The sequence below is a fragment of the Campylobacter sp. RM12647 genome (assembly GCF_020138135.1).
Classification (GTDB): domain Bacteria; phylum Campylobacterota; class Campylobacteria; order Campylobacterales; family Campylobacteraceae; genus Campylobacter_E.
This window is the reverse complement of sequence record NZ_JACGAS010000011.1, coordinates 32,934-56,608: the sequence shown is the minus strand read 5'-3', so window position 1 is coordinate 56,608 and position 23,675 is coordinate 32,934. Positions and strand designations below refer to the sequence as shown.

Below are 23,675 nucleotides of genomic sequence, written 5' to 3'. Positions count from 1 at the left end.
GCAACTTTAGGAATGAAATTAAACTTAATTGATAATTCTTTTTATTTAGCTTTGGTTTTATCATCTTTAATTGAAGCTGTCATATTTATGTGGGCTATTCCTAAAATTTCGTTACTTATTGAAACACATAAGCAAAAATCTAAGTAAGTTTTTTACAATATTTCACAAATTCCTTTTAAAATATACATAACTATTAAAAAAGGAGTTAAAAATGGAAAAAGCAAAATTAATTTACGATGGTAAAGAATTTGAATTTGATGTATTAAGTGGAACTAGAGGTGCAAAATCAATTGATTTTTCGTCTTTATATTCAAAAACAGGTGCATTTTCTTATGATGAAGGATTAACTAGCACTGCAACTTGTAAATCAAGTATTACTTATATAGATGGAGAAGCAGGAGAATTAAGGCATCGTGGTTATTCTATTGAATGGCTAGCAGAAAATAAAACTTTTTTAGATGTAGTGCATTTATTATTACATAAAGAATTACCAAGTCCTGAAAGATTAGAAGCGTTTAGATATGAGCTTAAAAAAAGAAGCTTTATTCACGAAGGTATGCATAAATTGTTTGACGCTTTCCCTGACAATGCTCATCCTATGGCAGTTATGCAAGCAGCAGTTGCAGCACTTTCAACATTTTATCCTGACCATTTAAATATGGATAAGCACGAAGATTATATGGAAATGGCAGCCAGAATCGTAGCAAAAATACCAACAATAGCTGCTAGTGCGTATCGCTATAAAAATGGCTTTCCTATGGCATATCCTAATCTTGATCGTGGATTTACCGAAAACTTTTTATATATGTTAAGAACATATCCATACGAGCATGTAAATCTAAGACCTATTGAGGTAAAAGCACTAGATACGGTTTTAATGCTTCATGCTGATCACGAACAAAATGCAAGCACAAGTGTAGTGCGTTCAGTCGGTAGCACTCACGCTCACCCATATAGCTGTATTAGTTCAGCAATTGGTGCATTGTGGGGGCATGCACACGGGGGTGCTAATGAAGGTGTGATTAGAATGCTTGAGACAATTGGCACACCTGATAGAGTTGATGAGTTTATTAAAAGAGCAAAAGATAAGAATGATCCATTTAGACTAATGGGCTTTGGACATAGAGTTTATAAAAACTTTGACCCTAGAGCAAAAGTTCTTAAAAAATTAAGAGACCAATTAATTAGCGAAATTGGAATTGATGCAAACTTTGTAAAAGTTGCAACTAGAATTGAAGAAATCGCATTAAATGATGAGTATTTTGTAAGCCGTGGATTATATCCGAATGTTGATTTTCATAGCGGCTTAATCTTAAAAGCTCTAGGAATTCCAAATGAAATGTTTGCGGTATTATTCGTAGTAGGTAGAATTCCTGGCTGGATTTCACAACTAATTGAGCAAAAAGAAAGCCCATTAAAAATAGTTCGCCCAAGACAAATTTATATAGGCGATTAAAAGAATTTGAATTCGGAAATTCCGAATTCAAATCAATGCTTTAAAACTCTTAAAAAGCTTAATATTAAGGCATTTTAAAAATTATCAAAAGTTAAAAATTAATTATTATTGTTATATTCATTTTTACTAATATATTTTATAATGAAGAAAAATAAAAAAGGATTAAAAATGCGTATTAGACAACCACATATTCCTTATGTTTCAAATAAAATTTCAATAGATTTATTAAACTCAAAATTTGTAAAATTAGTAAATGGTTTAGAGCCAGTTAAAGAAGTAGTTTCAAAAATTATTACAGCCTTAGTATTAAAAGAAAAATCACTTGATGAGAAGGTAAATGAGATTTTAGCAGAGCAAGAAAGCCAAATGGATTTAATGCAAGTTGATAGAAAAAATATGTTTTGGTTACTTAAGAAAAAACTAGCAGATGAATATAAAATCCAAATGAATTATGAAGATAGATATAATGCCTTATCTCACGCTATTTTGGATGCTTTGGTTGATGAAGATTTAATCAATTTTAATGTATCAGAAAATAGAGTAAAAAATGTGATTTATTCAAGTATGATTGAATACTTAAAAACTTACGAAGATATTGAAGACCTAGTATTTGATAAAATTAATAATTACAAAAGAAAAATCGTTCCTGGTAGCGAAGAATACGATTTAATTTACGAAAAGCTTTATGAAGAAGAGCTTAAAAAAAGGAAGATGTTATAAACAATCTTCTTAGCACTTTTGTGCTAGGACTAGGTCTTAGTCTTACTCATTGTTTTTTTATGTGTGGTGGAATAATTCTTTTATTCAACCACAAAAAGAGTAATTTTTTTGATATTTTTATATATCATTTTAGTAGAATTTGTGCTTATATTTTAATAGGTCTTATAGCTTATTTTTTAGGTTATTTTTTAAATTCTTTAAACTTACAAGTATTTTTATATTTTATCTTAGGTGCTTTTTGCGTTGTTTTAGGATTTGCTTTAATTGTTAAGGGACAACTACTAGCTTTTATAGAAAATCAATTCATATATAAAAAAATAATGGTATTTTTAAACAATAAAAAAACTTCAAAATATAAAGGCTTTATATTTGGCTTTTTAAATGGATTTTTTCCTTGTGGTTTAGTATATTTTTTCGTAGCAAAATCAATGATTGCAAAAAGCGTTAATGAAGCTTGGCTTAATATGTTAATTTTTGGGATTAGCACTCTTCCTGCTATGCTTTTAGGCTCTATATTTATAAATAAAATTAGAAAAATTAAAAATATTCAATATTTATTTTTTGCTTTAATTATTGTTTATGGATTTTATTTGTGCTTTTTAGCACTTAAATTAAGTAGGTAAAAATGTATAGATTAAATGAATATAAAAATGCAATTGAAAACACAAATATAGTTTCAAAAACAGATATAAATGGGATTATTACCTTTGTAAATGAAGAATTTTGCAATCTTTGTGGTTTTAGTGAAGATGAACTACTAGGACAAAATCACAATATTATCCGCCACCCTGATACGCCTAAGAGTGCTTTTAAAAAATTATGGGATACTATTTTAGCTGGGCGTGTTCATAAAGGAGTTGTTAAAAATAAAAAGAAAAATGGGGATTTTTTCTACGCACAAACAACAATAATTCCAATTTTTGATGAAGATGGAACAATATTTGAATTTATAGCTATTAGACACGATGTTACTAAACTTTTTACCTTAAATGAAGAGCTTGTTGCAACTAAACAAAAGCTAATGCAATTAAATGAGAATTTAGAACAAGTCGTAGCTCAAAAGACAAATTCTTTAAAAATACTCAATGAGAATTTAGAAAAGAAAATAGAAGACGCAATAGCAATCAATAATGCTCAACAAAAAATAATATTTCAACAAAATCGCCAAGTTATCTTAGGACAAATGTTAGAAAATATAGCTCATCAATGGAGACAACCTTTAAATGAATTATCTTTAGCTATTTATTTATTGCATAACGAAAAAAAAGATAAACATTATAAATTATGTCAAAAATTAATCCAAAATATGAGCCAAACTATTAATGATTTTAGGGACTTTATTAATCCTAATACGCCTTTAGAAAAACATAATTTAATAAAAATAATTAAGCATAGTTTATATATAACATACCAAGCATTGAAAAAAAATAATATAAAAACTACATTTGATATTGATACTAAAAAATGCTGCTTATTTTGTAATTTTAATGAATTAGTGCAAGTTCTTGTAAATATTATAAATAATGCTAAAGATGCTTTTTTAGAACAAGAACTAGATGATAAAATACTACATTTTAAAGTATTTAAAGAAAAAAAGAATTTGATTTTGCAAATTAGCGATAATGCAGGGGCAATTCCTTCTAATATAATAGAGCATATATTTGACCCATATTTTACAACTAAACACAAAAAACAAGGCGTAGGACTTGGGCTTTACATTTGTAAGCAAATTTTAAATAAAATAAATGCAGATATAAGATGTTTTAACAAGGGCAATTGTGCATATTTTGAACTTATTTTTAAAGGAGAAGAATGTTAAGTTTATTAATTGTTGAAGATGAGAAAAATATAGCTCATCTAATGGGAGATATTTTAGCACCTTTGTTTTATGAAGTGCATTACGCTCAAGATGGCTTAAGTGGATTAAATAAATTTAAAAAACTTCGTCCTGATATTGTAATTTGTGATGTATTAATGCCACTAAAAGATGGTTTAAGCCTTGCAAAAAGCATTAAAGACCTAAGCCCAAATACGCCTATTATAGTAATTTCAGCCCATAGTGATAAAGAAAAATTACTAAAAGCTATTGATGTTAATGTGAATAAGTATTTAATCAAACCTGTAATTCCAGAAGAATTAATCGCAAGTGTAAAAAGCCTGGTTTCAAATATGAGTAAAGTTACTAAAATAGGTGATTATACGATTGATTATATGAAATCAACTTTTAAAACATTAGAATTTGAAGTTGAACTTACAAAAAAAGAATTAACTTTATTAAAAGCCCTTAGTGAACCTATAGGAAAAGTTGTAAGTCTTGATGAAATAAAAGAGATTTGCTGGGGCAAAAGCGATGTAAAAGATGGTTCTGTAAGAACATTTATAAAGCGTTTTAGAGATAAATTGGGTGTAAATATTATAAAAAATATTACTTCAACAGGTTATAAAATAGTTTTATAATATAGAATTATCGTATTTAATACCCATTCTAATAAATATAGTATTAGAATTGCTTATATTAACACTTACAGCTTCATCGCCCGGAGTGTCTTTGCCTATTAATAGCGATTTAACAGAATCATAACTTAATAATGTAGAACATAATTCCCCTGGTTTTTCAATTTTTTTAACTATCAAAAAATCTCTAAAAGTGCTAAAGTGTAAGCATTTTTCAGATTTAACAAAAAACCACATATCCTTATCAAGCCCTACTTTAGTCATCAATGGAATATCTATAAAATTTTCATTATTAGAATAATATGTATCTACATCATTAATCAATGTAGCTAAGTTTCTGATTGATTTTGACATTTCTGCTTCATTTTTTGAATTATATACCTTAAGACCTAGTAAAATAAGTAACGCAAGTACCACAATACATACAATAATAATTTCTATTACTAATGCTTTTTTATTCATTACTTAATCTTCCTTGCTGCTTAAAAGACCTGCGTTAGGCAACTTAAAGCTTCTATCCTTTGCATAAATTCTTTGATTATTAATTAAATCGTATTTCCAAATAGGTGCATTTTGTTTAAAATCTTCAATAAACTTAGCAAATATATCTAAGCCGTTTTTTCTATGTGAGCTTGCAATCCCTGCAAAATAAGAGCATTCACCTACTAATACATCTCCTTTTGCATGTGCAAAAAATAATCTAATATTTAAATTCCTAGTTTTCTCACACCAATCATCAAACCATTTTTTTAAAATTGGCTCATATATATCAAAACTAAGACCGCTAATATTGCCTTCTGCTCTAATTATCCCGCTAAAACTTAAAAATGCTCCATAATTTAACTCTTTGCAAATTCCACAAAATTCACTATATAAAGCTTTTTCATCAAGAGCATTATTAAATATTTGAAATTCTTTCACGCTCAACCACCACAAACAGGAGGTAGTATGCTTACTACATCGTTATCTTTTAATGCAATATCTAAACTATCTATGAAATTATCATTTATAGCAATAGCACTAATCTCTAACCATTCTTTTAAATCTTCAATTTTCAATAACTCATTTTTTAATTCACGAACATTTTTTACATTTAATTCAATAGAATTTTTATTAATAGGTCCTAAAAAATTAATCTTTACCATTTTCATATACCTTTTCTAATAAAATATTTTCAGGAACAGGTCTGCTAAAATAATACCCTTGATACTCATCGCAACCTAAGTGTTTTAAGAAATTTAAAATCTCAATATTTTCTACACCTTCAGCTACAGAGCGTTTATTTAAAGATTTAATAACATTTACAATAAACTCAACCAATCTTCTATTTTTTTCATTAGTATCTATATTTTGTATAAAACATTTATCAATTTTAACAACATCAAAATCTAAATCTTGGTCATTTAAATAAGATAAAGAACTATACCCTTTACCAAAATCGTCCATTGATAAACCTACATTAAGTTTTTTGATTTTATCAATAATAGCCTTACTTGTTGCATTTTCTATTGAAAAGCTTTCTGTGATTTCAAATTCAATTAATCTTGGCGGTATGCCTTGAATGTTTTTTTCTATTGTATGAACTATTCCTTCGCTTAAAAGCTGCTTGGTGCTTAGATTTATACTAAGTTTTAATTCAAGACCTTTTTCTAACCATCTTCTTTGAGCTTCACAAGCCATTTTAATAATTTCATTACCTAAAGTAATAATTAAATTACTTCTTTCGCAAATTCCTATAAATTGGTCTGGAAATATTAATTTATCTCCTTTTTGCCATCTAACAAGAGCTTCTGCTCCTATAATTTTGCCAGATTTTACATCTACTTTTGGCTGATAATATAATAAGAATTCTTTATTTACAATACCATTTCTTATATCTTGTTGTAGCTTTAAATTAGCTTCATTTTGTTTGCCAATTTCTGCCGTATAACCAAATATCCAATTATCTCCACTAGCTTTATCATTTTCTATTGCTAAATCAGCATTTCCTATACATTCGTGTAAATTCTTGCTATCTTTTGGATATATACTAAATCCAACTCTAGCATTAATTTTAAATGGCTCATATTCTATTAAATCATCATTTGAATTAATTTTAATGCTTCTTGCTGTTAGTTTTTGATGGTATTTTTTAGCTAATGTAAAATAATCTTCATTTTTATCTACTTCAATTACTAATAAAAACTCATCAGCACTAACCCTAGCAAGGCATTCAAAAGTAGTTTTATTTTGTATAAATTTATATTTATCATATTTTATAAAGTCTAAGCTCTCAAAATGTTCATTATCGCCTGTTGCCATACCTTTTAAGGTTGTATAAAGTCTATAAGCTACGATTTTTAAAACTTCATCACCAAAACTTCTTCCATACATTGAGTTATAAATTCTGAAATTATCTATGTTAAAAAATAAAAATAATAATACCTTATTATCTTTTTTTACATAATTATCAAGGCTTTCAGTAACACTTATCATATTCATTAGACCGGTAATATTATCAATATACGCTTGTTTTTTGATATTCCCGTCTTTGGCTTGAATTTGTCTTATAAATCTAAGTAAAGCATAACTTAAAGTTCTAAATTCCTTAAATGCAAAATCACTATTTAATTGTTTATTCTTATTAAAATTAGATATATGTTTATTTAATGCTACATCAAAATGCTTAGTAGCTAATTCTATTTGCGCTCTTACTTCTTTCTTCTTTCTTATTATATATACCAAAATGCCTAAAAATCCAATTAATATAGAGCAACCTAAAAACGCACCTTGTATTAATGCCGATTCAAATCTTTTACTTTTTACTTCTTCTAAAGCTTCTTTTAATACATCACTTTTAACGGTAAATTCTAAAGCCAACCACCAATTTTTATCATAGCAAGTGTAAGCTTCATTTTCATATACACAATACCATCTTTCATTACCTAAAAAATTAAAATTATCATCTAATCTTTTTGCATTAAAATAAGAAAGTTGAGCATTGTGAAGATTTTTAATATTATTTAATGCTACTACCCTTTGAGTTTCTTCATATTTTTTAGGATTTAAAGTAACTCTTAATATTTTTTTATTATCTAATTCAACATACCTAGCGTAGTAATAATAAGTCGGGTCAATTCCATCAAAAACATCAATATCAATAGGATAACCCATATTTGCTTTTAAAAATTCTAAAGCTTTTTGTTTATCTTCGTGAGTGTTTAAATAATTTAATGCGAAATTGTAAGCGCTATCTACAAATTCTTTGGCACTATCGTCTAAATATGAAAATTCTGCATCTAAATATTTTTTAATATTTTTAAGTTCTTCTTTGATATATTTATTTGATGATAAATTGATTTGTTCGTTATATTCTTGTTCTAGGCTATTTACTTCTTCCGTATAACTTGATTTAATAACAAATATTCCAACGCTAAAAATTAACGCAAAAAATATTATTGAATAAAGAGTTAAGCTCTTTATTGATTCTTCTAAAATTGACTTTCTTTCTTTCATAAAATACCTAATATATTATAAATTTAATATGATATTATAGCAAAATTATTAATACCGAAAGGAAATTGTAATGAAATATATTGAAAATAATATTAAAACACCAGCTTACATTTGCTACGAAAGCAAACTAAAAAATAACCTTGAAATCTTTAAAAAAATTCAAGAAGAAAGTGGAGTTAAAGTCTTATTAGCTTTAAAAGGATTTGCATTTAGTGCTGCTATGCCTTTAATTAAAAATTACTTAAAAGGTTGCACTTGCAGTGGATTATGGGAAGCAAAATTTGCTAAAGAATTTGTAGATAAAGAAATCCACACTTACGCACCAGCATTTAGCAATGACGATTTAGAAGAAATATTAAATCTTAGTCATCATATAGTGGTTAATTCATTGAATGAATATAAAAAAGTTATAAATCATAAAAATTATAAAAATCAATCTTTAGGAATTCGCTGTAATTTAGAGTTTTCAGTAGCTCCAAAAGAAATTTATAATCCTTGCGGCAAATTCTCAAGGCTTGGCATTAAAGCAAAGGATTTATTAGATAGCGAAATAATAGTTGATGGGCTACATTTTCACGCTTTATGCGAAGAGAGTTTTGAGAGTTTAGAAAAAGTCTTTAAAGTATTTGAAGATAATTTCTTAAAACCATATCTAACAAAACACCCATTAAAATGGATTAATTTTGGTGGCGGTCATCATATCACAAAAAAAGGCTATAAAGTAGAAGAATTAATTCAATTCTTAAAAGCTATTAAATCAAAATATAATCTTGAAATATACCTTGAACCAGGAGAAGCTATTGGTTGGCAAACGGGGGATTTAATAGCTAGTGTTTTAGATATTGTTGAAAATGAGAAAAAAATAGCAATTTTAGATATTTGTGCTGAAGCTCATATGCCTGATACTATCATTATGCCTTACACTAGCGAAGTAAAAAATGCAAAAATCCTAGCAAGTCGTGATGAATTAGCAAAAACACAAAGCACTAAAAATAGCTATCTTTTAACAGGTAATTCTTGCCTTGCAGGAGATATTATGGGAGAATATGAGTTTAATCAAGAACTAAATATAGGAGATAAGATAATATTTTGCGACCAAATTCATTACACAATAGTAAAAAATACAACTTTTAACGGAGTAAAATTACCAAGTTTAATTTATGTTGGTGAAGATGGTAGCATTAAAAGTCAAAAAGAATTTAATTTTAATGACTATTCAAGGAGAAATTAAAAATATTTTGATATAAATTAAAGAATAAAATCATTTTAGGAAGATATTATGAAAAAGTTTTTTGTATTAGCATTTTTATTTACCTGTTTAAATGCTAGTGATTTAACAACTACAGGAAGAGTTACTAATATTACTAGCTATGAATTAGGAGAAATTTGGACAATATTAGCATCAAGTTACATTGCTTCACTTGCTTTAATTGTCTTAATTGCAGTGCTTTGTGCGTTTTCATTACATTATATGGTAATAGGACCTAAAACATTTAGTCACGAAGGCAAAAAAATATATGCCTTTTCATTATTTGAGCGTGGTTTTCATTTCATTGCTGCACTTGCTTGGATTATATTAATTCCAACAGGCTTAATTATTATGAATGGTCATTATTTTGGTGGTGGAGTATTTGTTAGACTTTGCAAAAATCTTCACGGAGTTGCTACTATTTTATTTTTTATCTCAATTATTCCTATGTTTTTTTGCTGGATTAAAAGAATGTTACCTGCTAGTTATGACATAAAATGGCTTATGATAGTAGGTGGATATTTAAGCAAGGTTAAAAGACCTGTTCCAGCGGGAAAATATAATTTCGGTCAAAAAATGTGGTATTACATAGCCGTTTTTGGTGGAGCTATTATGATAATTACTGGTGCGTTTATGTTCTTTTTAGATTTTCAGAGCGAATTTTTACAAAATATGTTAGGAATTAGTCATATTAATATTTTAAGACTTAGTGCAATAGTTCATAATATCTTAGGCATTGTTTGTGCTGCTATGTTTTTCGTGCATTTATATATGGCTGTATTTGCTATCAAAGGCTCAATTCACGCAATGATAACAGGATATAAAGAAGAAGAAGAAGTATATATTTTGCATTCTTATTGGTATAAAGAACTTACAAAAAATGGAAAAATAACACCGAGTTATAGCTATGAAAAATAAAACACCTAAAATCAAATTCTGGTTAGAAGAAGACGGCGAAATTTTTGGAAAAGGTAATTATGAGATATTAAAAGCCATAGAAAAATTTGGCTCAATTAATGAGAGCTCAAAACAACTTCATATGAGTTATAAAAAGGCTTGGACTAAGAAAACTAGCACAGAAAAATTTTTAGGCGGAGATATATTTATTAGCAAAAAAGGAGCTAGTAAAGATAGCGGAACTATTCTTAGCCCTAAGGCTTTAGAATTTATGAAAAATTATGAATTATTAGAAAAAGAATTAGAAGAATTTTTAGAAAAAAGATTTAACGAACTATTTAAAAAGGAAGAATAATGAAACTAGATTTTAGCGGCAAGGCTTGTCCGATACCTGTAATTGAAACAAAAAAAACATTAATTAATTTAGCAATTAATGATGAGTTAGAAATAATAGTTGATAACGAAGCAGCAAAAGAAAATATCCAAAGATTGCTTAAGAATTTAAATCAAGAATTTGAGCTTAATGGATTTTGCTTTAAATTAAGAAAAAGCGAAATAAAAAGCTCAAAAGATGAAGCAAAACAACAAGAAGGAATATTCTTAAAATCTTTAAAAGTTGGCGAAGGCGAATTAGGAGCAATGCTTTTAATTGGATTTTTAACTGCTGTAAAAGAAAGAAAAATTCAAAAAGTTGTATTAATAAACGAAGCTGTTTTTATAGCTTGTGATGATACTCATCCAGCATTTAATGCTTTAAAAGCTTTAAGTGATGATGGAGTTGATATTTTATGTTGTGCGAATTGCTTAAATTATTTTCAAGTTAGTCCAAAAATTGGTAGAAGTTCAAACGCAGTTGAGATAATAGATACTTTATTTGAAACAAAAATGGTAAATCTATGAAACTTACTCAATTTAGCAAGCACGCAGGTTGAGGAGCTAAGCTAAGTCAGGCTGACTTACACAATGCTTTAGCTAATATTAAACCTAGTGAATTTATATTAAGCTCAACTACTAGTAATGAAGATGCTTGTGTTATTGATTATCCTAAGGTAATTTCTACTAATTTAGAAGATTTTGCCTTAGTTCAAACACTTGATTTTATTACCCCAATCGTAAATGATGCTTATGATTACGCTGTAATTGCTGCAGCAAATTCATTAAGCGATATTTTTGCAATGGGTGCAAAAGTTATGAGTGCTATGAATATAGTTGCATTTAGCGAATGCTTATCTCAAGATATTTTAAAACAAATGATAGCAGGGCTTAATGATACTATTAATTTAGCGGGTGGATTTTGTGCTGGCGGGCATACTTTAAATTCTAGTGAAGTATTTTTAGGGCTTAGCGTTACTGGTTATGTTAAAAAAGATAGTTTTTTAAGCAATAACAAATCCTTAGAAAATGATGTTTTAATAGCTACAAAACCACTAGGAACAAGTCTTAATGCTATGGCTATTAAGGCTAATTTAGACGATGATTTTAGCGAATGTATAAATGGTATGAAAAGCCTAAATAATAAAGCTTTAGAACTTTTAAATGGCATAAAAATCAATGCTTGCACTGATATTACAGGCTTTGGACTTATTGGACATTTGAGCGAAATGTTAAATGATAAAATATCAATTGAAATCAATTCTGATGCGATAAAGTATTATAAAAATACTTTAAATTACGCTAATTTAGGGCTTTTTGGAGCAGCTAGTTATACAAACAAAAATAGTTTAAAAGGACTTGTAAAATCATTTATTGAAGATGATTTACTTTTGTATTCTCCAGAAACAAGTGGTGGATTAATCATTAGCATTAACGAAAAAGATACTCAAAAAGCTTTAGATATTTTACAAAATGCAAACATAAACGCCTACGCCTTTGCTAGAGTTGTAAAGAAAAACGATAATAGAATTTGTATTTTTTAATAAATCAGTTTTCTAAAAATATTTATCATACATTAACTTAGGGGGGGGGGTATAATTATTATCTAATTACAAATAAGGAGATATAATGAAAAAAATCCTTGCTATTTTAGTTGCATTAGTTTTTAGTGCTTGTAATGATTTTAAATTAAGTAATTTAAACCCTATGGAGCTTTTATCAAACCCTGATTTAATAAGCAATCAAACAAAATGTATAAAAGATAAAGATGCAAATTCTTGCATTAAAGTCGCTGATGAATTAGCTAAAAACTCAAATTCTAAAGAAAACTTAGACAAAATAAAACAACTATATAATCTTGCGTGTTCGTTCGGCTCAAAAGAGGGTTGTGTTAAATTAAATAATTATTAAAAAGGGGAAAATCCCCTTAACTATGCTTTCATAAATTCATTAAATACTATGAGTTTTTTAATATTCAAATTTAAATTTGTAATTATTAATTTTAAGGAATTTAAAGCGTAGTAATATAAAAAATTTATCTCATATTTATCGCACAGACTTCTTTATAAAAAATACTAATCAACCCACTTGCTTAGCAACACCACTAAAAATAGTGCCAAATCTTGAGTGAATTTTTTACTCTTTGATTGTTAGATTGAATATAGCCATCAAGATAATAATTAAATACCAAGTGATTAATCACTATAAAAACTTTTCAACAAGCTAATTAAATAATTTCAATCTAAATCAAGGGAAGATTATGGAATTAATAGAAATTTCTAGTGATGAGTTTTTTAATTTCGCAAAAGATGTGCAAAATACTTTTCAAATAAGTCTTAGAGATAAAACCGATGAAAATGTAATCATCATCGATGAGATTTTCAAATCTTTAGAAAATAAAAATGCTAAAAATTTTTATGTATATGACAATGGTGTAAAAATAGGTGGAGTATGTCTTTTAATAGATGAAAATACCCAACAAATAATCTTGATTTATTTTATATACTTGAAGAATTTCATAATAAAAGCTATGGTTTTAAAACTTGGCAAATAGTATAAATTTTTCTAAAACTAAAGTTTAGACTAAAACAACACCTTATTTTGAAATAAGAAATATCCATTTTTATGTTAATAAATGTGGTTTTAAAATAGTTAAATTATCAAATTTATCCGATAAATTTAATAATATTGAAGAAGTAGAATGGTTTTTTGATTTTGAAAAAATAATGAATAATTAAAATTAAATTCTAGGGGCAAATGCCCCTAATATTATGCTTTTACAGGTTCAGTGAATACTACGATTTCAGGTTTTTCGCCTTCAAATTTTTTGATATTTACTAAAGCTGTATGAGAGATATTTCCATTTGCAAGCTCACTTGTTGGAATATCTATTGTTAGCACATTCGCACATCCGTATTTGCAATCATTATTATCATCAGGGTCATACCAGCCACCTTCTTGTAACACTACTACGCCTTTTAATACATCATTGCTTACAACTGCTCCTGCAATAACTTTACCACGAGCATTGAAAACCTCAACTAAATCTCCATTTTTAATACCTTTAGCCTTAGCATCTTCGCTATTGATTAAAATAGGCTCGTGTCCATTTACAGCATAAGTTTCTCTTAAACTTGTGTGGCATAGTTGTGAATGTAAGCGGCTCGTTGGGTGCGGACTAATCATATGAAATTCTGCACTCTTTTCTTTCATACCAAGCCATTCAATTGGTTCAAACCACATAGGATGAGCTTTACAATCTTTATAGTTCATTTTTTCAATAGTTTCACTATAAATCTCAATCAAACCACTCGGAGTTCCTAATGGATTTAAGATAGGGTCTTCTACGAAGTCTTTAAATCTAACGAACTCATAAGCATCTTGAGAAGCTTCAAATTTCAATGCTTTATTATTTTCCCAAAACTCTTTAAAATCAGGCATTTCTACGCTTGTGCTTTTCTTAGCAGCGTTATAGTATTTTTCTATCATTTGCTCTGGAGTTTGATTTTCTGTATAAGCATTTACTAATTTTGTAGCTAACATTGCTGCATCTTTTTCACTTGCACCCTTGCTAATCGCACAAAGAGTTCCATAAACTTTAGCAAGTTCAACAAAGATTTGCATATCATCTTTACTCTCTTCAACAGGCATAACAGCAGCTTTCATAGGAACTATATGCATATTAGAATAATCCCCACTCATAGAAATATCATTTCTTTCATATTGGCTAGTTGTAGGTAATAATATATCAGCCATTCTAGCAGTTGGAGTCCAGTAAATCTCATTTACTACAACGGTTTTTAGCTTTTGCCAAGCTTTTTTTAGAGTTTTTAAATCTTGATGATGAACAAATGGGTTACCACCTACCCAATAAACAAAATCTATATCACTATAAGTAATTTTTTTGCCATTGTGGTCTATTGTTTTACCTGGGTTTAATAGCATATCAGCAATTCTTGCTACAGGAATTTCATTATCACTTGTCTTTGATAACCACTCAGGTAGATTTTCGCCTGCACCACTATTTCCAGGTATAAATTTACCATTTTTATCAAATGTTCCTTGTTTAACGCCTTTAAACACGCCTTTATCCCAAAGACCATTCATGCTAGCGTTAATTCCGCCTACTATTGGAGCATTAGTTGTAGCAACGCCACCATTTGAATAATGATAGCTTAAACCAAATCCGCCACCATCTTTACCAATATGACCTAGCATTGCACATAAAGTTACAAGCATCCAATGAGGTTGCTCTCCGTGATGAGCTCTTTGCATACCCCAACCACTCATTACTAAGCTTAGATTTTCTCTTAATTCCTTAGCTAAATTCTCAATTACACTTGCTTTAATTCCGCAAATATTTTCAGCCCATTTGCTATCTTTTTTAACGCCATCAGTTTTACCCATTAAATAATCACTAAATTTATCAAATCCTATTGTGTAATTCTCCATAAATTCAGCATCATAAAGCTTATTATCAATTAAATATGTAGCCATACCCATCATCATTGCCACATCAGTATTTGGGCGTGGAGCTAACCATTCGCCTTTACCTTCAAAAAATTTAACAGTTGAACTAGCTCTTGGGTCTATGCAAATTACTTTTATTTTGCTTTCTTTGATTTTTTCCATATATGCACGACCTTCGCCATCAGTTACAGTCCAAGCAATTTTTAAAGTATCAATAGGATTTGCACCCCAAATAACTATAACTTTTGTATTTTCTAATACTAAGTCTAAGTTAGTTTGTTGCTCATAAACTTCAATAGAGCCAACAACATGAGGCATAATAACCTGTGATGCACCAGTTGAGTAATCTCCTAATGAGCCTACAAATCCGCCCGTTAAGTTCATAAATCTATGAAGTAATATTCTTGAATTATGCACATTTCCGCTTGATTTCCAGCCATAGCTACCTGCAAAAATCCCATTAGCTCCTTTTTCATCATAAGTTCTTTTTAAGCTCTCTGCAACTAATTTTAAAGCTTTATCCCAGCTTACCCTAACCCACTCATCTTTACCACGAAGTTCAGGTTTATTATCTAATGGATTTTCTAAGAAACTTTTTCTAACATAAGGATATTTAACACGATTAGCATATACTAAATCAGGTGTGTAGTGTTGTAAATCATTTTTTAAATTCTTAGTTTGATTTGCATCAAATGGCTCACTTTTTACTACTTTACCATCTTTTATAGTAAGTTTTAAAATACCCCAATGTGCACCCGTTACAACTTCGCCATTTTTTACTAAACCACTAGCAACTGCTTTACTTTCAGCTCCTAATACATTTATAGGTGCAAAACTCATAGCACCAACTGCAGCTGAACCTTTTAAAAAACTTCTTCTATTTAGCATAATGTCTCCTTTATTTCATATCTTTTGCGTGTTTTTGTAGATATTGCACCACTAATTGTCTATCAGCTTTATCAATTCCTGTTCTTGTTTCCATTGCCTTAAATGTAGCTGGCCATTGATTTGCATTAAATTCACTAACAGGATGAAGTGGATGACAAATGCCACAATTTTCTTCAAACATAGCTTTACCTTTTTCAAAAAGTGGTTTTGCTGATTTTTCTAAATCCACTAGCTCATCTTTTTTAGCAAATACTTTAATACTAGCTAATTTAAAACCATTTTTTAATTCTTTTTCAACTTTAAAATCTACTTTAGCATTTTTACCAAATGCTGCTACTAAAATTCTATTTTTGTCATTAAAATATAAAATATTACCTTGATTAGGATTGTAATATCCTTTAATTTTAAGTTCAGCTAAATCGCCGTCTTTTACTATCTCAAAAGCATTAGTTGGAAGTAGTTTTCCTTCTGCTTTTTTCGCATCTACTGAAGTGTAAAGATTAATAATTTTACCGCTAAATTGCTCTGCAGCAAATACTGAAGCCGCTAAAGCACAGCTTAAAAAAATCTTTTTCATAAATCTCCTTAAAATAAAATTAATTTTTAAAACTTGTTAAAAATTATAAAATTATTGCACTAAATAGTAAATAATTTTTATTCATAAAATATTTTATTGAATATTTAATTTGCCTTAGATTAAGGTGCTTGCTAAGAATAATTTTAGAATGCAAATATTATTTGGAATAATAATAAAACTTAAGAATTTGAAAAATCACTTTCAAATTCTTGAAGATAAATTACTTTAAAACTTTTGGAAGAGTTATGCCTGTTTGATTTTGATATTTACCTTTTTTATCAGCATAAGAAGTAATGCAAGGCTCATCACCTTGTAAAAATAACACTTGAGCTATACCTTCATTTGCATATATTTTTGCAGGTAGTGGAGTGGTGTTGCTAATTTCTATTGTAATATGACCGCAAAATCCAGGCTCAAAAGGTGTAACATTTACAATAATTCCACATCTTGCATAAGTGCTTTTACCAAGACAAATTGCTAATACATCTCTTGGCATTTTAAAATATTCAACCGTTCTTGCAAGTGCAAATGAATTCGCAGGAACAATACACTCATCACCTACGAAATCAACTACATTTTTATCATTAAAATCCTTAGGGTCAATCATAGTGCTATTTACATTTGTAAATATTTTAAACTCACGCCCAACACGAATATCATACCCATAACTAGAAAGTCCATAGCTAACCACATTTTTACCTACATTCTCTTCACAAAATGGAGTTATCATTTCGTGTTTTAATGCCATTTCTTTTATCCAAGCATCACTTTTTAGTCCCATTCATATCCTTTTTATGATTTTTAACTATTATACATTTAATTTTTAATATAGGTTTTATTTTATTATTAGATGAAATTTATGAATTTAAAGGAAGATTATGTTAAGTGCAAGAAATATATTAAAAATACAAATAACTAAAGTTGAGAGTTCGCCTATTATTTCATTAGTTACTGCAAAATTAGAAAACAATAAAACAATCAAATCTTTAATAACTACAGAAAGTGTAGATGATTTAAATCTAAAAATAAATGATAATGCTATAGCAGTATTTAAAGCAAATTCTGTAATTGTTAGCAAAAACGAATGTGCTACTCGTTTAAGTAGTGCAAATGAACTAAATGGCAAAATCGTAAGTATAAAAAATGGTTCGGTATATAGCATAATAGAAATTAATTGTAATGGAATTTTAATTACAGCTAGCATAACCAATGATAGTGCAAATAAGATGGATTTAAATATAAGTGATAATGTAAATGTTTTAATAAAAGCAAGTGATATTTTAATAGGAATTAAAGAATAAAATATGAAAATATTTTTAAGCTGGCTAATAAGTGAGATTAAATCAAATGAAAAATCTTTCATAGCTTTTTCTTTTTCTACTAAAAAATTAAATATTTATTATTATTTATTTTTTGCTTTATACTTGCTTATAAAACCTGATAATATCACTAAAATATTTCGTGTATTTATAGATGAAAAAGCAGTATATGATGATATATTTTTATTAATTCCTTTTGCAGGACTTCAGATTATTTCTTTTGTAATATTTATCCCATCTTTTATAGTGGTTTTATTTAGCTTATTAATTGATAAAGATAAAATTAATCTTGCTTGTGAATTAGAAGATTTTTTCAAGGCTTTATTTTATGCGTTTATATTTGTATTTTGCATATTTTGTGCTTTAAGCTTTATTAGCCAATCTAATGAGCTTTTCTTTATTTGTTTAATGGCATTTGTATTTATATCTATATTATTATTTATAATTGCTAAAGATAATTTATATTATTTTTTTAGCATTATTTTATATCTTACTTGCTCGTTACTTCTTTATGAGCTCATAGATATTTTTTATATTTTAGTTTCTTTTTTGATTTTACTTATAATTTCAATTTATATAAGGCTTAGAAGTATTTATTTATTTTTATTATCAATGCCTTTGATACTTCATTATTTTATAGAATTTGCACATAGTTATTTTGCAAGCAGTGAAAGTGTGATAAATGCTTTAAGTGAGTTGTTTATTACTTTGGCTATATTTATTTTTATTTTTGTATATGATAAAAGAATTAGGCTAGAAAATCTAGCCTAAGAATTATAGACCTTCAAACGGATTTGTAACTACGTTTTTGCGGTCGCATACATAAGGAATTAAAGCAACTGCTCTTGCTCTTTTAATAGCTAGCTCAACCATTTCTTGGTGTTTTTTGCTTGTTCCTGTTAATCTTCTTGGCATTATTTTAAAACGCTCTGATAATGCGTGTTTTAATAATGCTGTATCTTTATAATCAATAAAATCAACTTTTGCTTCTGTAAATTTGCAATATTTTCTTGAATACTTTCTTTTTTCTGCCATAATTTATCCTTTAAAATGGTATCTCTGCATCATCTGCCGAGTTATAATTATAATTATTTCTTTCTTCAGCAAAATTATTTTGTCTTTGATAATTCTGCTCTTCTCTTGCATAATTATTTTGTTGATAATTATTTTGAGTAGGTCTATTGTAGTTATTATTTGCTTGATAATTGTTTCTAGGAGCATTATTATTTTGCATTTCATCAGGTTTGTTGTCTAACATTTCCATATTTTCAACTACAAGTTGAATTTTTGAACGATTTTGATTGGTTGCTGTATCTACCCAAGTTTGTTGTTGTAAATAGCCTTCAACCATTAGTTTTGAGCCTTTTCTTAAATATTGTCCTACAATTTCTGCTAATCTAGCATAAAACACTACATCTATAAATAAAGTTTCTTCTATTCTTTCGCCTGTGTTTGAGCTTCTATATCTACTAACAGCCATTGCATTATTTACTACCGCACTACCTGTTGTACTAATAGTTTTTATTTCTACATCTCTTACCAAACGACCTATTAGAATAACCTTATTCATATCTTATCCTTTATTCTGCTGGAGTTTCAGCCTTAGTTTCTTTTTTGCTTTCTTTTTTACCTAATCTTTTGCCTTGAGAAAGTATTTCCCACGCAGCGATTTCGCGTCTGTTTTCGTATTTAACGATTAAAAATCTAATTACATCTTCAGTGATTTTTAAAACACGCTCAAGTTCTTTAATTAATGAACCTGGAGCTTTAAAATATATTACATAATATACGCCACGCTCATATTTATCAATTTGGTAAGCTAATTTTCTAGTACCCATTTCAATAGTATTTGCAATTTCAGCACCATTTTTTACTAGAGTTTCTTTAACAAACTCAACTCTTGCTTTTAATTCTTCATCAGTTAGCGTTGGCTTTGCGATGAATAAAACCTCATAATGTCTCATGATTCTCCTTTTGGATATTAAGCCTAGATTTACTAAGCAAGGAATTTTGCATAAAGCAAGGCTTGATTTTAGCAGTTTAATCTTAATATTTTATGAGTTTATTAAAAAATATATTTTTAAAAGATTTGAATATGCTATTTCTTTTGAAGAATTATTGTTATTTAGTTTTAATTCATATTCAGCGTTTAATAAAATTGCGAAAATTTCTTCGTAAAAATTAGATAATTTTCTCGCTTGATTTTCTAATTCTACGCAAACTTGTCTTGGTGGAGTGTAACCAAAGGCTATTTTATAATCAATTCTACCATTTGTTTTTAGATTTGCACTTATTGTAAAAAGTCTTATTAAACTTGAATAAAGTTTATTAACTAAAGCGATTTCATCTTCATTTTCTAATATTTTATAAATATATTCATTTGGCTCTTTTGTCTTTAAAAAATTACTCAAAAAATCATCAAACCCTAAAGCATTATCGCTTTCTAAATGCTCTTTAATAGTGCTTAAATCTAGTGTTTGATTTTTATATTTTAAAAGCTCACAACCTGCTTTAAATATATCAAATTCATAATTTTTTTGAAGATATTGCAAGGCTTCTTCACTAGCATTTATTTTATAAAAATTAGTAATTTCTTTTAATAAAGCAATTTGCTCAAAGCTAGTCTTTTTCTCAAAAAATCTAACAAAATTATTATTAATACTTAATTCTAAATCTTTTAAAGCTTTTCCATCATAAATAGCTAATATTAATTGATTTTCACTATTAATATGTTTTAGAATTTCTTTTAAATCCTTACTTGAAATTCCTTTTTCAAATTCCAAAATCAATTGCTTAGAACTAGCAAATAACGAACTCTCACTTAAAAAATCAACAGCTTTATTTAATTTATAATCGCTATCTCTTAAAATCAGCCTTTCATCGTATTTTTTCAGACTTTTTATGATTTCTAAGTTTATAAATATGCTTAATCTACACGCCCCATAAAGCATAAAGGCATTAGGAAGATTGTTTTTTATTTTGTTAAATTCTGCTTCATACATCTTTAACTATCCTAGCAAAAACCTTAGCGCTTATTAAATCTACTTCATAAATCTCAACTAAAACCCTAGAAAATAAAGTTACATTAGGATTTGCAATAAATATCCTTGCACCCTTAAACTCATCATCTAAAACACCTATTGTAATATCTTCGTTTTTAGTGATTTTTACATAAAATCTTTTACCAATATTTTTATGAAAATATCTTGCATAAACCCTATCACAAAAATCCATTGCCACCTTATCAGCTTCTCTTTCAAGATTACTAACTTCAAAACATTTATTCTCAAGGTTCGTGCTAAGGTATGTAAATAGTTTATCTTGATTTTTCATAAGAGCTTTTAATAATCTATGCAAAATCAAATCCGAATATCTTCTAATAGGACTTGTAAAATGCGAATACCTTTCAAATCCTAATGCAAAATGCCCTTTATTTTCATGTCCATATTCAGCTTTTTTAAATGAACGAATGATGATTTTATCTACTTCAGCACGGATATTTAATTCATCTGCTAAGCTCTGAATATTTTTGATATTTTCATAGATGTTTTCTCCACCACTAAAATCAAGTCCTAATAATTGCAATTCTTCATACATAGCAGCGATTTTATTGTAATTTGGGCTTTGATGGTTTCTAAAAATAGCTAAATCAGGGCACATTTTAGCCGCTGCTTTATTAGCAAGTAGCATACAATCCTCAATCAATTGATGAGACCTTGTTGATTGCTCGTAATAGGTCTTAGTAATTTGCCAGTCGCTATCAATCTCCATTCTTAGCTCTTCTGTTAAAAAATTAAAACCTTTATTTAATCTAGCATTTCTTATTTTTTTTGTAAGCTCATTTAAAGAATATAAATAATTGCATTCTTTTAAATCAGTTTTTTTGTCTAAATACTCATCTACTTCATCGTAATTAAATCTTCTTTTTGAATTAATTATGCCTTCATAGATTTCTTCTTTTATTACTTTTGCACCTTCAAAATATATTTTAAAACCAAAGCAAAGCCTGTCTTCATTTGGGTTTAAAGAACAAATTCCTTCACTTAAAACTCTTGGCAACATAGGAATGCTTTTATGTGGAAAATATATACTAAATCCACGCTTTAAAGCTTCGTTATCTAAAGCACTAAAAGCCCTTACATATTCGCTTACATCAGCAATTGCTACATATAAAATCTGATTTTTTTCATCAAAATAAATAGCATCATCAAAATCTTTTGCGTGAATTGGGTCTATCGTGCAAAATGGCAAATGCCTTAAATCAAGTCTATCAGGATAAAAACTAGCATCAACACTGCCACTATAAGCATTTGCTTCATCTAAACACGCTTTATCAAATTCTTCAGTTTTATTAAATAAAGCCATAGAGATTTTTTCATCTACTTTTTCATCACTAATATGCCCTAGCACTTCTACTACATTTGAACTTGCATTATCAACCTTTAAAATAGTGCCAACAGGTAAGGCTTTTAATGATTTTTGAGATACACTAAGTTGTCTTAAAAGTCCTGTTTTAAAGCATTTTCCAAATACTACATTTTTTAGCATTTGAGTAATAACTAAAGAAAATTCTTCTTCTCTTTTTAAGACAAGTATTACAGCAGCACTTGGGCGACCTTTTTGCTTTTTAATCTTTTTTGCAATTACAATATCGCCGTATCTTGCTGAATGTAAGTCTTTTGATTTTATAAGTAAATCTCGCTCTAAAAACGACGCTTGTAAAAATCCATCGCCTTTAGAATTTATATCCATTTTGCCATAATAAAATCCATTATTAAAATAGATTTTATTATTGTATTCGCTTACTATTTTTTCTGTTAATAAGACTTTAATTATTTCTTTTTGTTTTGAATTAGCATTAAGCTTATTAAAACCTTGCCTAATGTTTTCTAAAAACTCAAGCATCTTGTTCTACTACTTTAATAGCGTCTATTAATTTATCTCCTAATAAGCCATTATTTTTAGCGTCTAATACACATTGAACTATCATTTCTTCATTAAAAAATCCAAAAATATTAATAAGATTTGAAACTATATTTAATGCAATTGCATTCTTTTTTATATCATTACTTGCGTTTTCTGGATTTACACTATAAAAAATAGCATCAATCATATCAACTTCAAGATTCCATTTATCAAATATCATAGAAGTTACTTCTTCGCTACTCATTCCTAAAAACTGCTTTTCATAATCACTTAATTCTTTAATATTTCTTAAATCACTTAATCCATTTTTAAATTCTTCTGCTTTATTTGTTTCAACTAATTCAGAAGATATAATTATCTTGCCAATTTCTAGCAAAAACGATGCTGGAATTACGACTTTTTTAGTATTGTCTGCACTTCTATTAAGCCAATTAATTGCTAATGAATTTTGCATAGTTGAGATTTTTGCAAACATTGCTTCATTCATATTGTAAGCACTTAAATTGATTTTAAAAGAGTTTTTAACAGCTGCATTTAAAGCAAATCCTTTAATAGTTGTCATTCCAAACAAATTAACAGCCCTATCAACACTACTAATTTCTCTTGAAAATCCGTATAAAGGCGAATTTGCTGATTTTAAAATATTTGCAGTTAGCATTGGGTCTTTTTCAACTATTTTCGCTAAATCTTTTAAAGATGAGTTTTCGTCATTACAAATTCTTTGAATTTCTAAAGTGCTTTCATTAAGCGGAGGTAGGCTTTTTATTCTTTTACTAATAAAATCTTGCATAATAAACCTTTTAAGTAAATAAAATTTGATATTTTTTTATTAGATTGTAACTAAAATAGTTA

At 28.0% G+C, this 23,675-nt stretch carries 25 protein-coding genes and 2 pseudogenes; 14 read left to right on the top strand and 13 right to left on the bottom strand.

Annotation, left to right across the window (positions count from 1 at the left end):
* Window positions 1-211 precede the first annotated feature (211 nt).
* From AVBRAN12647_RS05605 to AVBRAN12647_RS05585, 5 genes are all read left to right on the top strand, one after another.
* Window positions 212-1,456, top strand: coding sequence for a citrate synthase (locus tag AVBRAN12647_RS05605; protein ID WP_214116418.1), 1,245 nt, complete (start codon window positions 212-214; stop codon window positions 1,454-1,456).
* 168 nt (window positions 1,457-1,624) lie between these two features.
* Window positions 1,625-2,176: a DUF507 family protein gene (locus tag AVBRAN12647_RS05600; protein ID WP_214116410.1), complete on the top strand. Its 552-nt coding sequence runs from the start codon at window positions 1,625-1,627 to the stop codon at window positions 2,174-2,176.
* Between the two features lie 20 nt (window positions 2,177-2,196).
* On the top strand, window positions 2,197-2,799 hold the full coding sequence (locus AVBRAN12647_RS05595; protein ID WP_336608691.1) for a sulfite exporter TauE/SafE family protein: 603 nt from the start codon (window positions 2,197-2,199) through the stop codon (window positions 2,797-2,799).
* A gap of 2 nt (window positions 2,800-2,801) precedes the next feature.
* Window positions 2,802-3,995 (top strand): PAS domain-containing sensor histidine kinase, encoded by a 1,194-nt coding sequence (locus AVBRAN12647_RS05590; protein WP_336609332.1) that lies wholly within the window; start codon window positions 2,802-2,804, stop codon window positions 3,993-3,995.
* Window positions 3,989-4,633 carry a response regulator transcription factor gene (locus AVBRAN12647_RS05585; protein ID WP_214116405.1) on the top strand — a complete coding sequence of 215 codons (645 nt, stop codon included), beginning with the start codon at window positions 3,989-3,991 and terminating at the stop codon, window positions 4,631-4,633. The genes AVBRAN12647_RS05590 and AVBRAN12647_RS05585 overlap by 7 nt, the downstream gene beginning before the upstream one ends.
* On the opposite strand, the gene AVBRAN12647_RS05580 is transcribed toward AVBRAN12647_RS05585, so the two are convergent.
* The 4 genes from AVBRAN12647_RS05580 to AVBRAN12647_RS05565 are packed head-to-tail and all read right to left on the bottom strand — an operon-like array spanning window position 4,628 to window position 8,125.
* The gene (locus tag AVBRAN12647_RS05580; RefSeq protein WP_214116403.1) at window positions 4,628-5,092 is read right to left on the bottom strand and encodes a hypothetical protein; all 465 of its coding nucleotides are present in this window, start codon (window positions 5,090-5,092) and stop codon (window positions 4,628-4,630) included. The two genes, AVBRAN12647_RS05585 and AVBRAN12647_RS05580, sit on opposite strands and share 6 nt — an antisense overlap.
* 3 nt (window positions 5,093-5,095) lie before the next feature.
* A complete protein-coding gene (locus AVBRAN12647_RS05575; RefSeq protein WP_214149902.1) occupies window positions 5,096-5,551 on the bottom strand; it encodes a molybdopterin synthase catalytic subunit in 456 nt (151 codons plus the stop codon).
* 2 nt (window positions 5,552-5,553) lie between these two features.
* Window positions 5,554-5,775, bottom strand: coding sequence for a MoaD/ThiS family protein (locus AVBRAN12647_RS05570; protein WP_214116399.1), 222 nt, complete (start codon window positions 5,773-5,775; stop codon window positions 5,554-5,556).
* Window positions 5,762-8,125, bottom strand: coding sequence for a putative bifunctional diguanylate cyclase/phosphodiesterase (locus AVBRAN12647_RS05565; protein WP_214116397.1), 2,364 nt, complete (start codon window positions 8,123-8,125; stop codon window positions 5,762-5,764). The genes AVBRAN12647_RS05570 and AVBRAN12647_RS05565 overlap by 14 nt, the downstream gene beginning before the upstream one ends.
* Window positions 8,126-8,195: 70 nt before the next feature.
* Between AVBRAN12647_RS05565 and nspC the strand changes: the two genes are divergently transcribed.
* The 7 genes and pseudogenes from nspC (at window position 8,196) to AVBRAN12647_RS05530 (ending at window position 13,197) form a co-directional block, all read left to right on the top strand.
* Window positions 8,196-9,356 carry a carboxynorspermidine decarboxylase gene (gene nspC, locus AVBRAN12647_RS05560; RefSeq protein WP_214116395.1) on the top strand — a complete coding sequence of 387 codons (1,161 nt, stop codon included), beginning with the start codon at window positions 8,196-8,198 and terminating at the stop codon, window positions 9,354-9,356.
* 117 nt (window positions 9,357-9,473) lie between these two features.
* Window positions 9,474-10,292, top strand: a pseudogene (locus tag AVBRAN12647_RS05555) (formate dehydrogenase subunit gamma); the annotation flags it as partial.
* Window positions 10,282-10,626, top strand: a complete 345-nt coding sequence (locus AVBRAN12647_RS05550) for a winged helix-turn-helix domain-containing protein (protein ID WP_214116391.1) — start codon at window positions 10,282-10,284, stop codon at window positions 10,624-10,626. The pseudogene AVBRAN12647_RS05555 and the gene AVBRAN12647_RS05550, both read left to right, overlap by 11 nt.
* The gene (gene yedF / locus AVBRAN12647_RS05545) at window positions 10,626-11,171 is read left to right on the top strand and encodes a sulfurtransferase-like selenium metabolism protein YedF (protein WP_214149899.1); all 546 of its coding nucleotides are present in this window, start codon (window positions 10,626-10,628) and stop codon (window positions 11,169-11,171) included. Before AVBRAN12647_RS05550 ends, yedF begins: the two co-directional genes overlap by 1 nt.
* A 44-nt stretch (window positions 11,172-11,215) precedes the next feature.
* A pseudogene (selD, locus tag AVBRAN12647_RS05540) lies at window positions 11,216-12,187 on the top strand (selenide, water dikinase SelD); the annotation flags it as partial.
* Window positions 12,188-12,272: 85 nt separating this feature from the next.
* A complete protein-coding gene (locus tag AVBRAN12647_RS05535) occupies window positions 12,273-12,554 on the top strand; it encodes a hypothetical protein (protein WP_336614821.1) in 282 nt (93 codons plus the stop codon).
* A 349-nt stretch (window positions 12,555-12,903) separates the two neighbouring features.
* Window positions 12,904-13,197: a hypothetical protein gene (locus AVBRAN12647_RS05530; protein ID WP_336614820.1), complete on the top strand. Its 294-nt coding sequence runs from the start codon at window positions 12,904-12,906 to the stop codon at window positions 13,195-13,197.
* Between the two features lie 215 nt (window positions 13,198-13,412).
* Here AVBRAN12647_RS05530 and AVBRAN12647_RS05525 read toward each other — a convergent pair whose 3' ends face one another.
* From AVBRAN12647_RS05525 to dcd, 3 genes are all read right to left on the bottom strand, one after another.
* Entirely contained in the window at window positions 13,413-16,001 is a 2,589-nt protein-coding gene (locus AVBRAN12647_RS05525) for a molybdopterin-dependent oxidoreductase (protein ID WP_267525481.1), read from the bottom strand.
* A gap of 10 nt (window positions 16,002-16,011) precedes the next feature.
* Window positions 16,012-16,578, bottom strand: coding sequence for a cytochrome C (locus AVBRAN12647_RS05520; RefSeq protein WP_214116380.1), 567 nt, complete (start codon window positions 16,576-16,578; stop codon window positions 16,012-16,014).
* Between the two features lie 220 nt (window positions 16,579-16,798).
* Complete coding sequence (gene dcd / locus AVBRAN12647_RS05515; protein ID WP_214116378.1) at window positions 16,799-17,359, bottom strand: dCTP deaminase; 561 nt, start codon at window positions 17,357-17,359, stop codon at window positions 16,799-16,801.
* A gap of 97 nt (window positions 17,360-17,456) precedes the next feature.
* On the opposite strand from dcd, the gene AVBRAN12647_RS05510 reads away from it, so the two are divergent.
* Together AVBRAN12647_RS05510 and AVBRAN12647_RS05505 are read left to right on the top strand one after the other, a co-directional pair.
* Entirely contained in the window at window positions 17,457-17,879 is a 423-nt protein-coding gene (locus tag AVBRAN12647_RS05510) for a TOBE domain-containing protein (protein WP_214116375.1), read from the top strand.
* 3 nt (window positions 17,880-17,882) lie between these two features.
* The gene (locus AVBRAN12647_RS05505) at window positions 17,883-18,668 is read left to right on the top strand and encodes a hypothetical protein (protein WP_336614819.1); all 786 of its coding nucleotides are present in this window, start codon (window positions 17,883-17,885) and stop codon (window positions 18,666-18,668) included.
* A 3-nt stretch (window positions 18,669-18,671) separates the two neighbouring features.
* On the opposite strand, the gene rpsR is transcribed toward AVBRAN12647_RS05505, so the two are convergent.
* From rpsR to AVBRAN12647_RS05475, 6 genes are all read right to left on the bottom strand, one after another.
* Entirely contained in the window at window positions 18,672-18,932 is a 261-nt protein-coding gene (gene rpsR / locus AVBRAN12647_RS05500; protein ID WP_214116366.1) for a 30S ribosomal protein S18, read from the bottom strand.
* 10 nt (window positions 18,933-18,942) lie between these two features.
* Window positions 18,943-19,467: a single-stranded DNA-binding protein gene (ssb, locus tag AVBRAN12647_RS05495; protein ID WP_214116364.1), complete on the bottom strand. Its 525-nt coding sequence runs from the start codon at window positions 19,465-19,467 to the stop codon at window positions 18,943-18,945.
* 10 nt (window positions 19,468-19,477) lie between these two features.
* Entirely contained in the window at window positions 19,478-19,861 is a 384-nt protein-coding gene (gene rpsF, locus AVBRAN12647_RS05490) for a 30S ribosomal protein S6 (protein ID WP_214116362.1), read from the bottom strand.
* Between the two features lie 90 nt (window positions 19,862-19,951).
* The gene (locus AVBRAN12647_RS05485) at window positions 19,952-20,899 is read right to left on the bottom strand and encodes a hypothetical protein (RefSeq protein ID WP_214116361.1); all 948 of its coding nucleotides are present in this window, start codon (window positions 20,897-20,899) and stop codon (window positions 19,952-19,954) included.
* Window positions 20,892-22,802 carry a ribonuclease R family protein gene (locus tag AVBRAN12647_RS05480; RefSeq protein ID WP_336614046.1) on the bottom strand — a complete coding sequence of 637 codons (1,911 nt, stop codon included), beginning with the start codon at window positions 22,800-22,802 and terminating at the stop codon, window positions 20,892-20,894. Before AVBRAN12647_RS05480 ends, AVBRAN12647_RS05485 begins: the two co-directional genes overlap by 8 nt.
* On the bottom strand, window positions 22,795-23,613 hold the full coding sequence (locus tag AVBRAN12647_RS05475) for an HDOD domain-containing protein (RefSeq protein ID WP_214116357.1): 819 nt from the start codon (window positions 23,611-23,613) through the stop codon (window positions 22,795-22,797). The genes AVBRAN12647_RS05480 and AVBRAN12647_RS05475 overlap by 8 nt, the downstream gene beginning before the upstream one ends.
* Between the last annotated feature and the right edge of the window lie 62 nt (window positions 23,614-23,675).

What these genes read in the sequence shown, in the direction of transcription:
- AVBRAN12647_RS05605 (WP_214116418.1), top strand. Translation starts at nt 212, where the DNA reads ATGGAAAAAGCAAAATTAATTTACGATGGTAAAGAATTTGAATTTGAT.
- AVBRAN12647_RS05600 (WP_214116410.1), top strand. Translation starts at nt 1,625, where the DNA reads ATGCGTATTAGACAACCACATATTCCTTATGTTTCAAATAAAATTTCA.
- AVBRAN12647_RS05590 (WP_336609332.1), top strand. Translation starts at nt 2,802, where the DNA reads ATGTATAGATTAAATGAATATAAAAATGCAATTGAAAACACAAATATA.
- AVBRAN12647_RS05585 (WP_214116405.1), top strand. Translation starts at nt 3,989, where the DNA reads ATGTTAAGTTTATTAATTGTTGAAGATGAGAAAAATATAGCTCATCTA.
- AVBRAN12647_RS05580 (WP_214116403.1), bottom strand. Translation starts at nt 5,092, where the DNA reads ATGAATAAAAAAGCATTAGTAATAGAAATTATTATTGTATGTATTGTG.
- AVBRAN12647_RS05570 (WP_214116399.1), bottom strand. Translation starts at nt 5,775, where the DNA reads ATGGTAAAGATTAATTTTTTAGGACCTATTAATAAAAATTCTATTGAA.
- AVBRAN12647_RS05565 (WP_214116397.1), bottom strand. Translation starts at nt 8,125, where the DNA reads ATGAAAGAAAGAAAGTCAATTTTAGAAGAATCAATAAAGAGCTTAACT.
- nspC (WP_214116395.1), top strand. Translation starts at nt 8,196, where the DNA reads ATGAAATATATTGAAAATAATATTAAAACACCAGCTTACATTTGCTAC.
- AVBRAN12647_RS05550 (WP_214116391.1), top strand. Translation starts at nt 10,282, where the DNA reads ATGAAAAATAAAACACCTAAAATCAAATTCTGGTTAGAAGAAGACGGC.
- yedF (WP_214149899.1), top strand. Translation starts at nt 10,626, where the DNA reads ATGAAACTAGATTTTAGCGGCAAGGCTTGTCCGATACCTGTAATTGAA.
- AVBRAN12647_RS05535 (WP_336614821.1), top strand. Translation starts at nt 12,273, where the DNA reads ATGAAAAAAATCCTTGCTATTTTAGTTGCATTAGTTTTTAGTGCTTGT.
- AVBRAN12647_RS05530 (WP_336614820.1), top strand. Translation starts at nt 12,904, where the DNA reads ATGGAATTAATAGAAATTTCTAGTGATGAGTTTTTTAATTTCGCAAAA.
- AVBRAN12647_RS05525 (WP_267525481.1), bottom strand. Translation starts at nt 16,001, where the DNA reads ATGCTAAATAGAAGAAGTTTTTTAAAAGGTTCAGCTGCAGTTGGTGCT.
- AVBRAN12647_RS05520 (WP_214116380.1), bottom strand. Translation starts at nt 16,578, where the DNA reads ATGAAAAAGATTTTTTTAAGCTGTGCTTTAGCGGCTTCAGTATTTGCT.
- dcd (WP_214116378.1), bottom strand. Translation starts at nt 17,359, where the DNA reads ATGGGACTAAAAAGTGATGCTTGGATAAAAGAAATGGCATTAAAACAC.
- AVBRAN12647_RS05510 (WP_214116375.1), top strand. Translation starts at nt 17,457, where the DNA reads ATGTTAAGTGCAAGAAATATATTAAAAATACAAATAACTAAAGTTGAG.
- AVBRAN12647_RS05505 (WP_336614819.1), top strand. Translation starts at nt 17,883, where the DNA reads ATGAAAATATTTTTAAGCTGGCTAATAAGTGAGATTAAATCAAATGAA.
- rpsR (WP_214116366.1), bottom strand. Translation starts at nt 18,932, where the DNA reads ATGGCAGAAAAAAGAAAGTATTCAAGAAAATATTGCAAATTTACAGAA.
- ssb (WP_214116364.1), bottom strand. Translation starts at nt 19,467, where the DNA reads ATGAATAAGGTTATTCTAATAGGTCGTTTGGTAAGAGATGTAGAAATA.
- rpsF (WP_214116362.1), bottom strand. Translation starts at nt 19,861, where the DNA reads ATGAGACATTATGAGGTTTTATTCATCGCAAAGCCAACGCTAACTGAT.
- AVBRAN12647_RS05485 (WP_214116361.1), bottom strand. Translation starts at nt 20,899, where the DNA reads ATGTATGAAGCAGAATTTAACAAAATAAAAAACAATCTTCCTAATGCC.
- AVBRAN12647_RS05480 (WP_336614046.1), bottom strand. Translation starts at nt 22,802, where the DNA reads ATGCTTGAGTTTTTAGAAAACATTAGGCAAGGTTTTAATAAGCTTAAT.
- AVBRAN12647_RS05475 (WP_214116357.1), bottom strand. Translation starts at nt 23,613, where the DNA reads ATGCAAGATTTTATTAGTAAAAGAATAAAAAGCCTACCTCCGCTTAAT.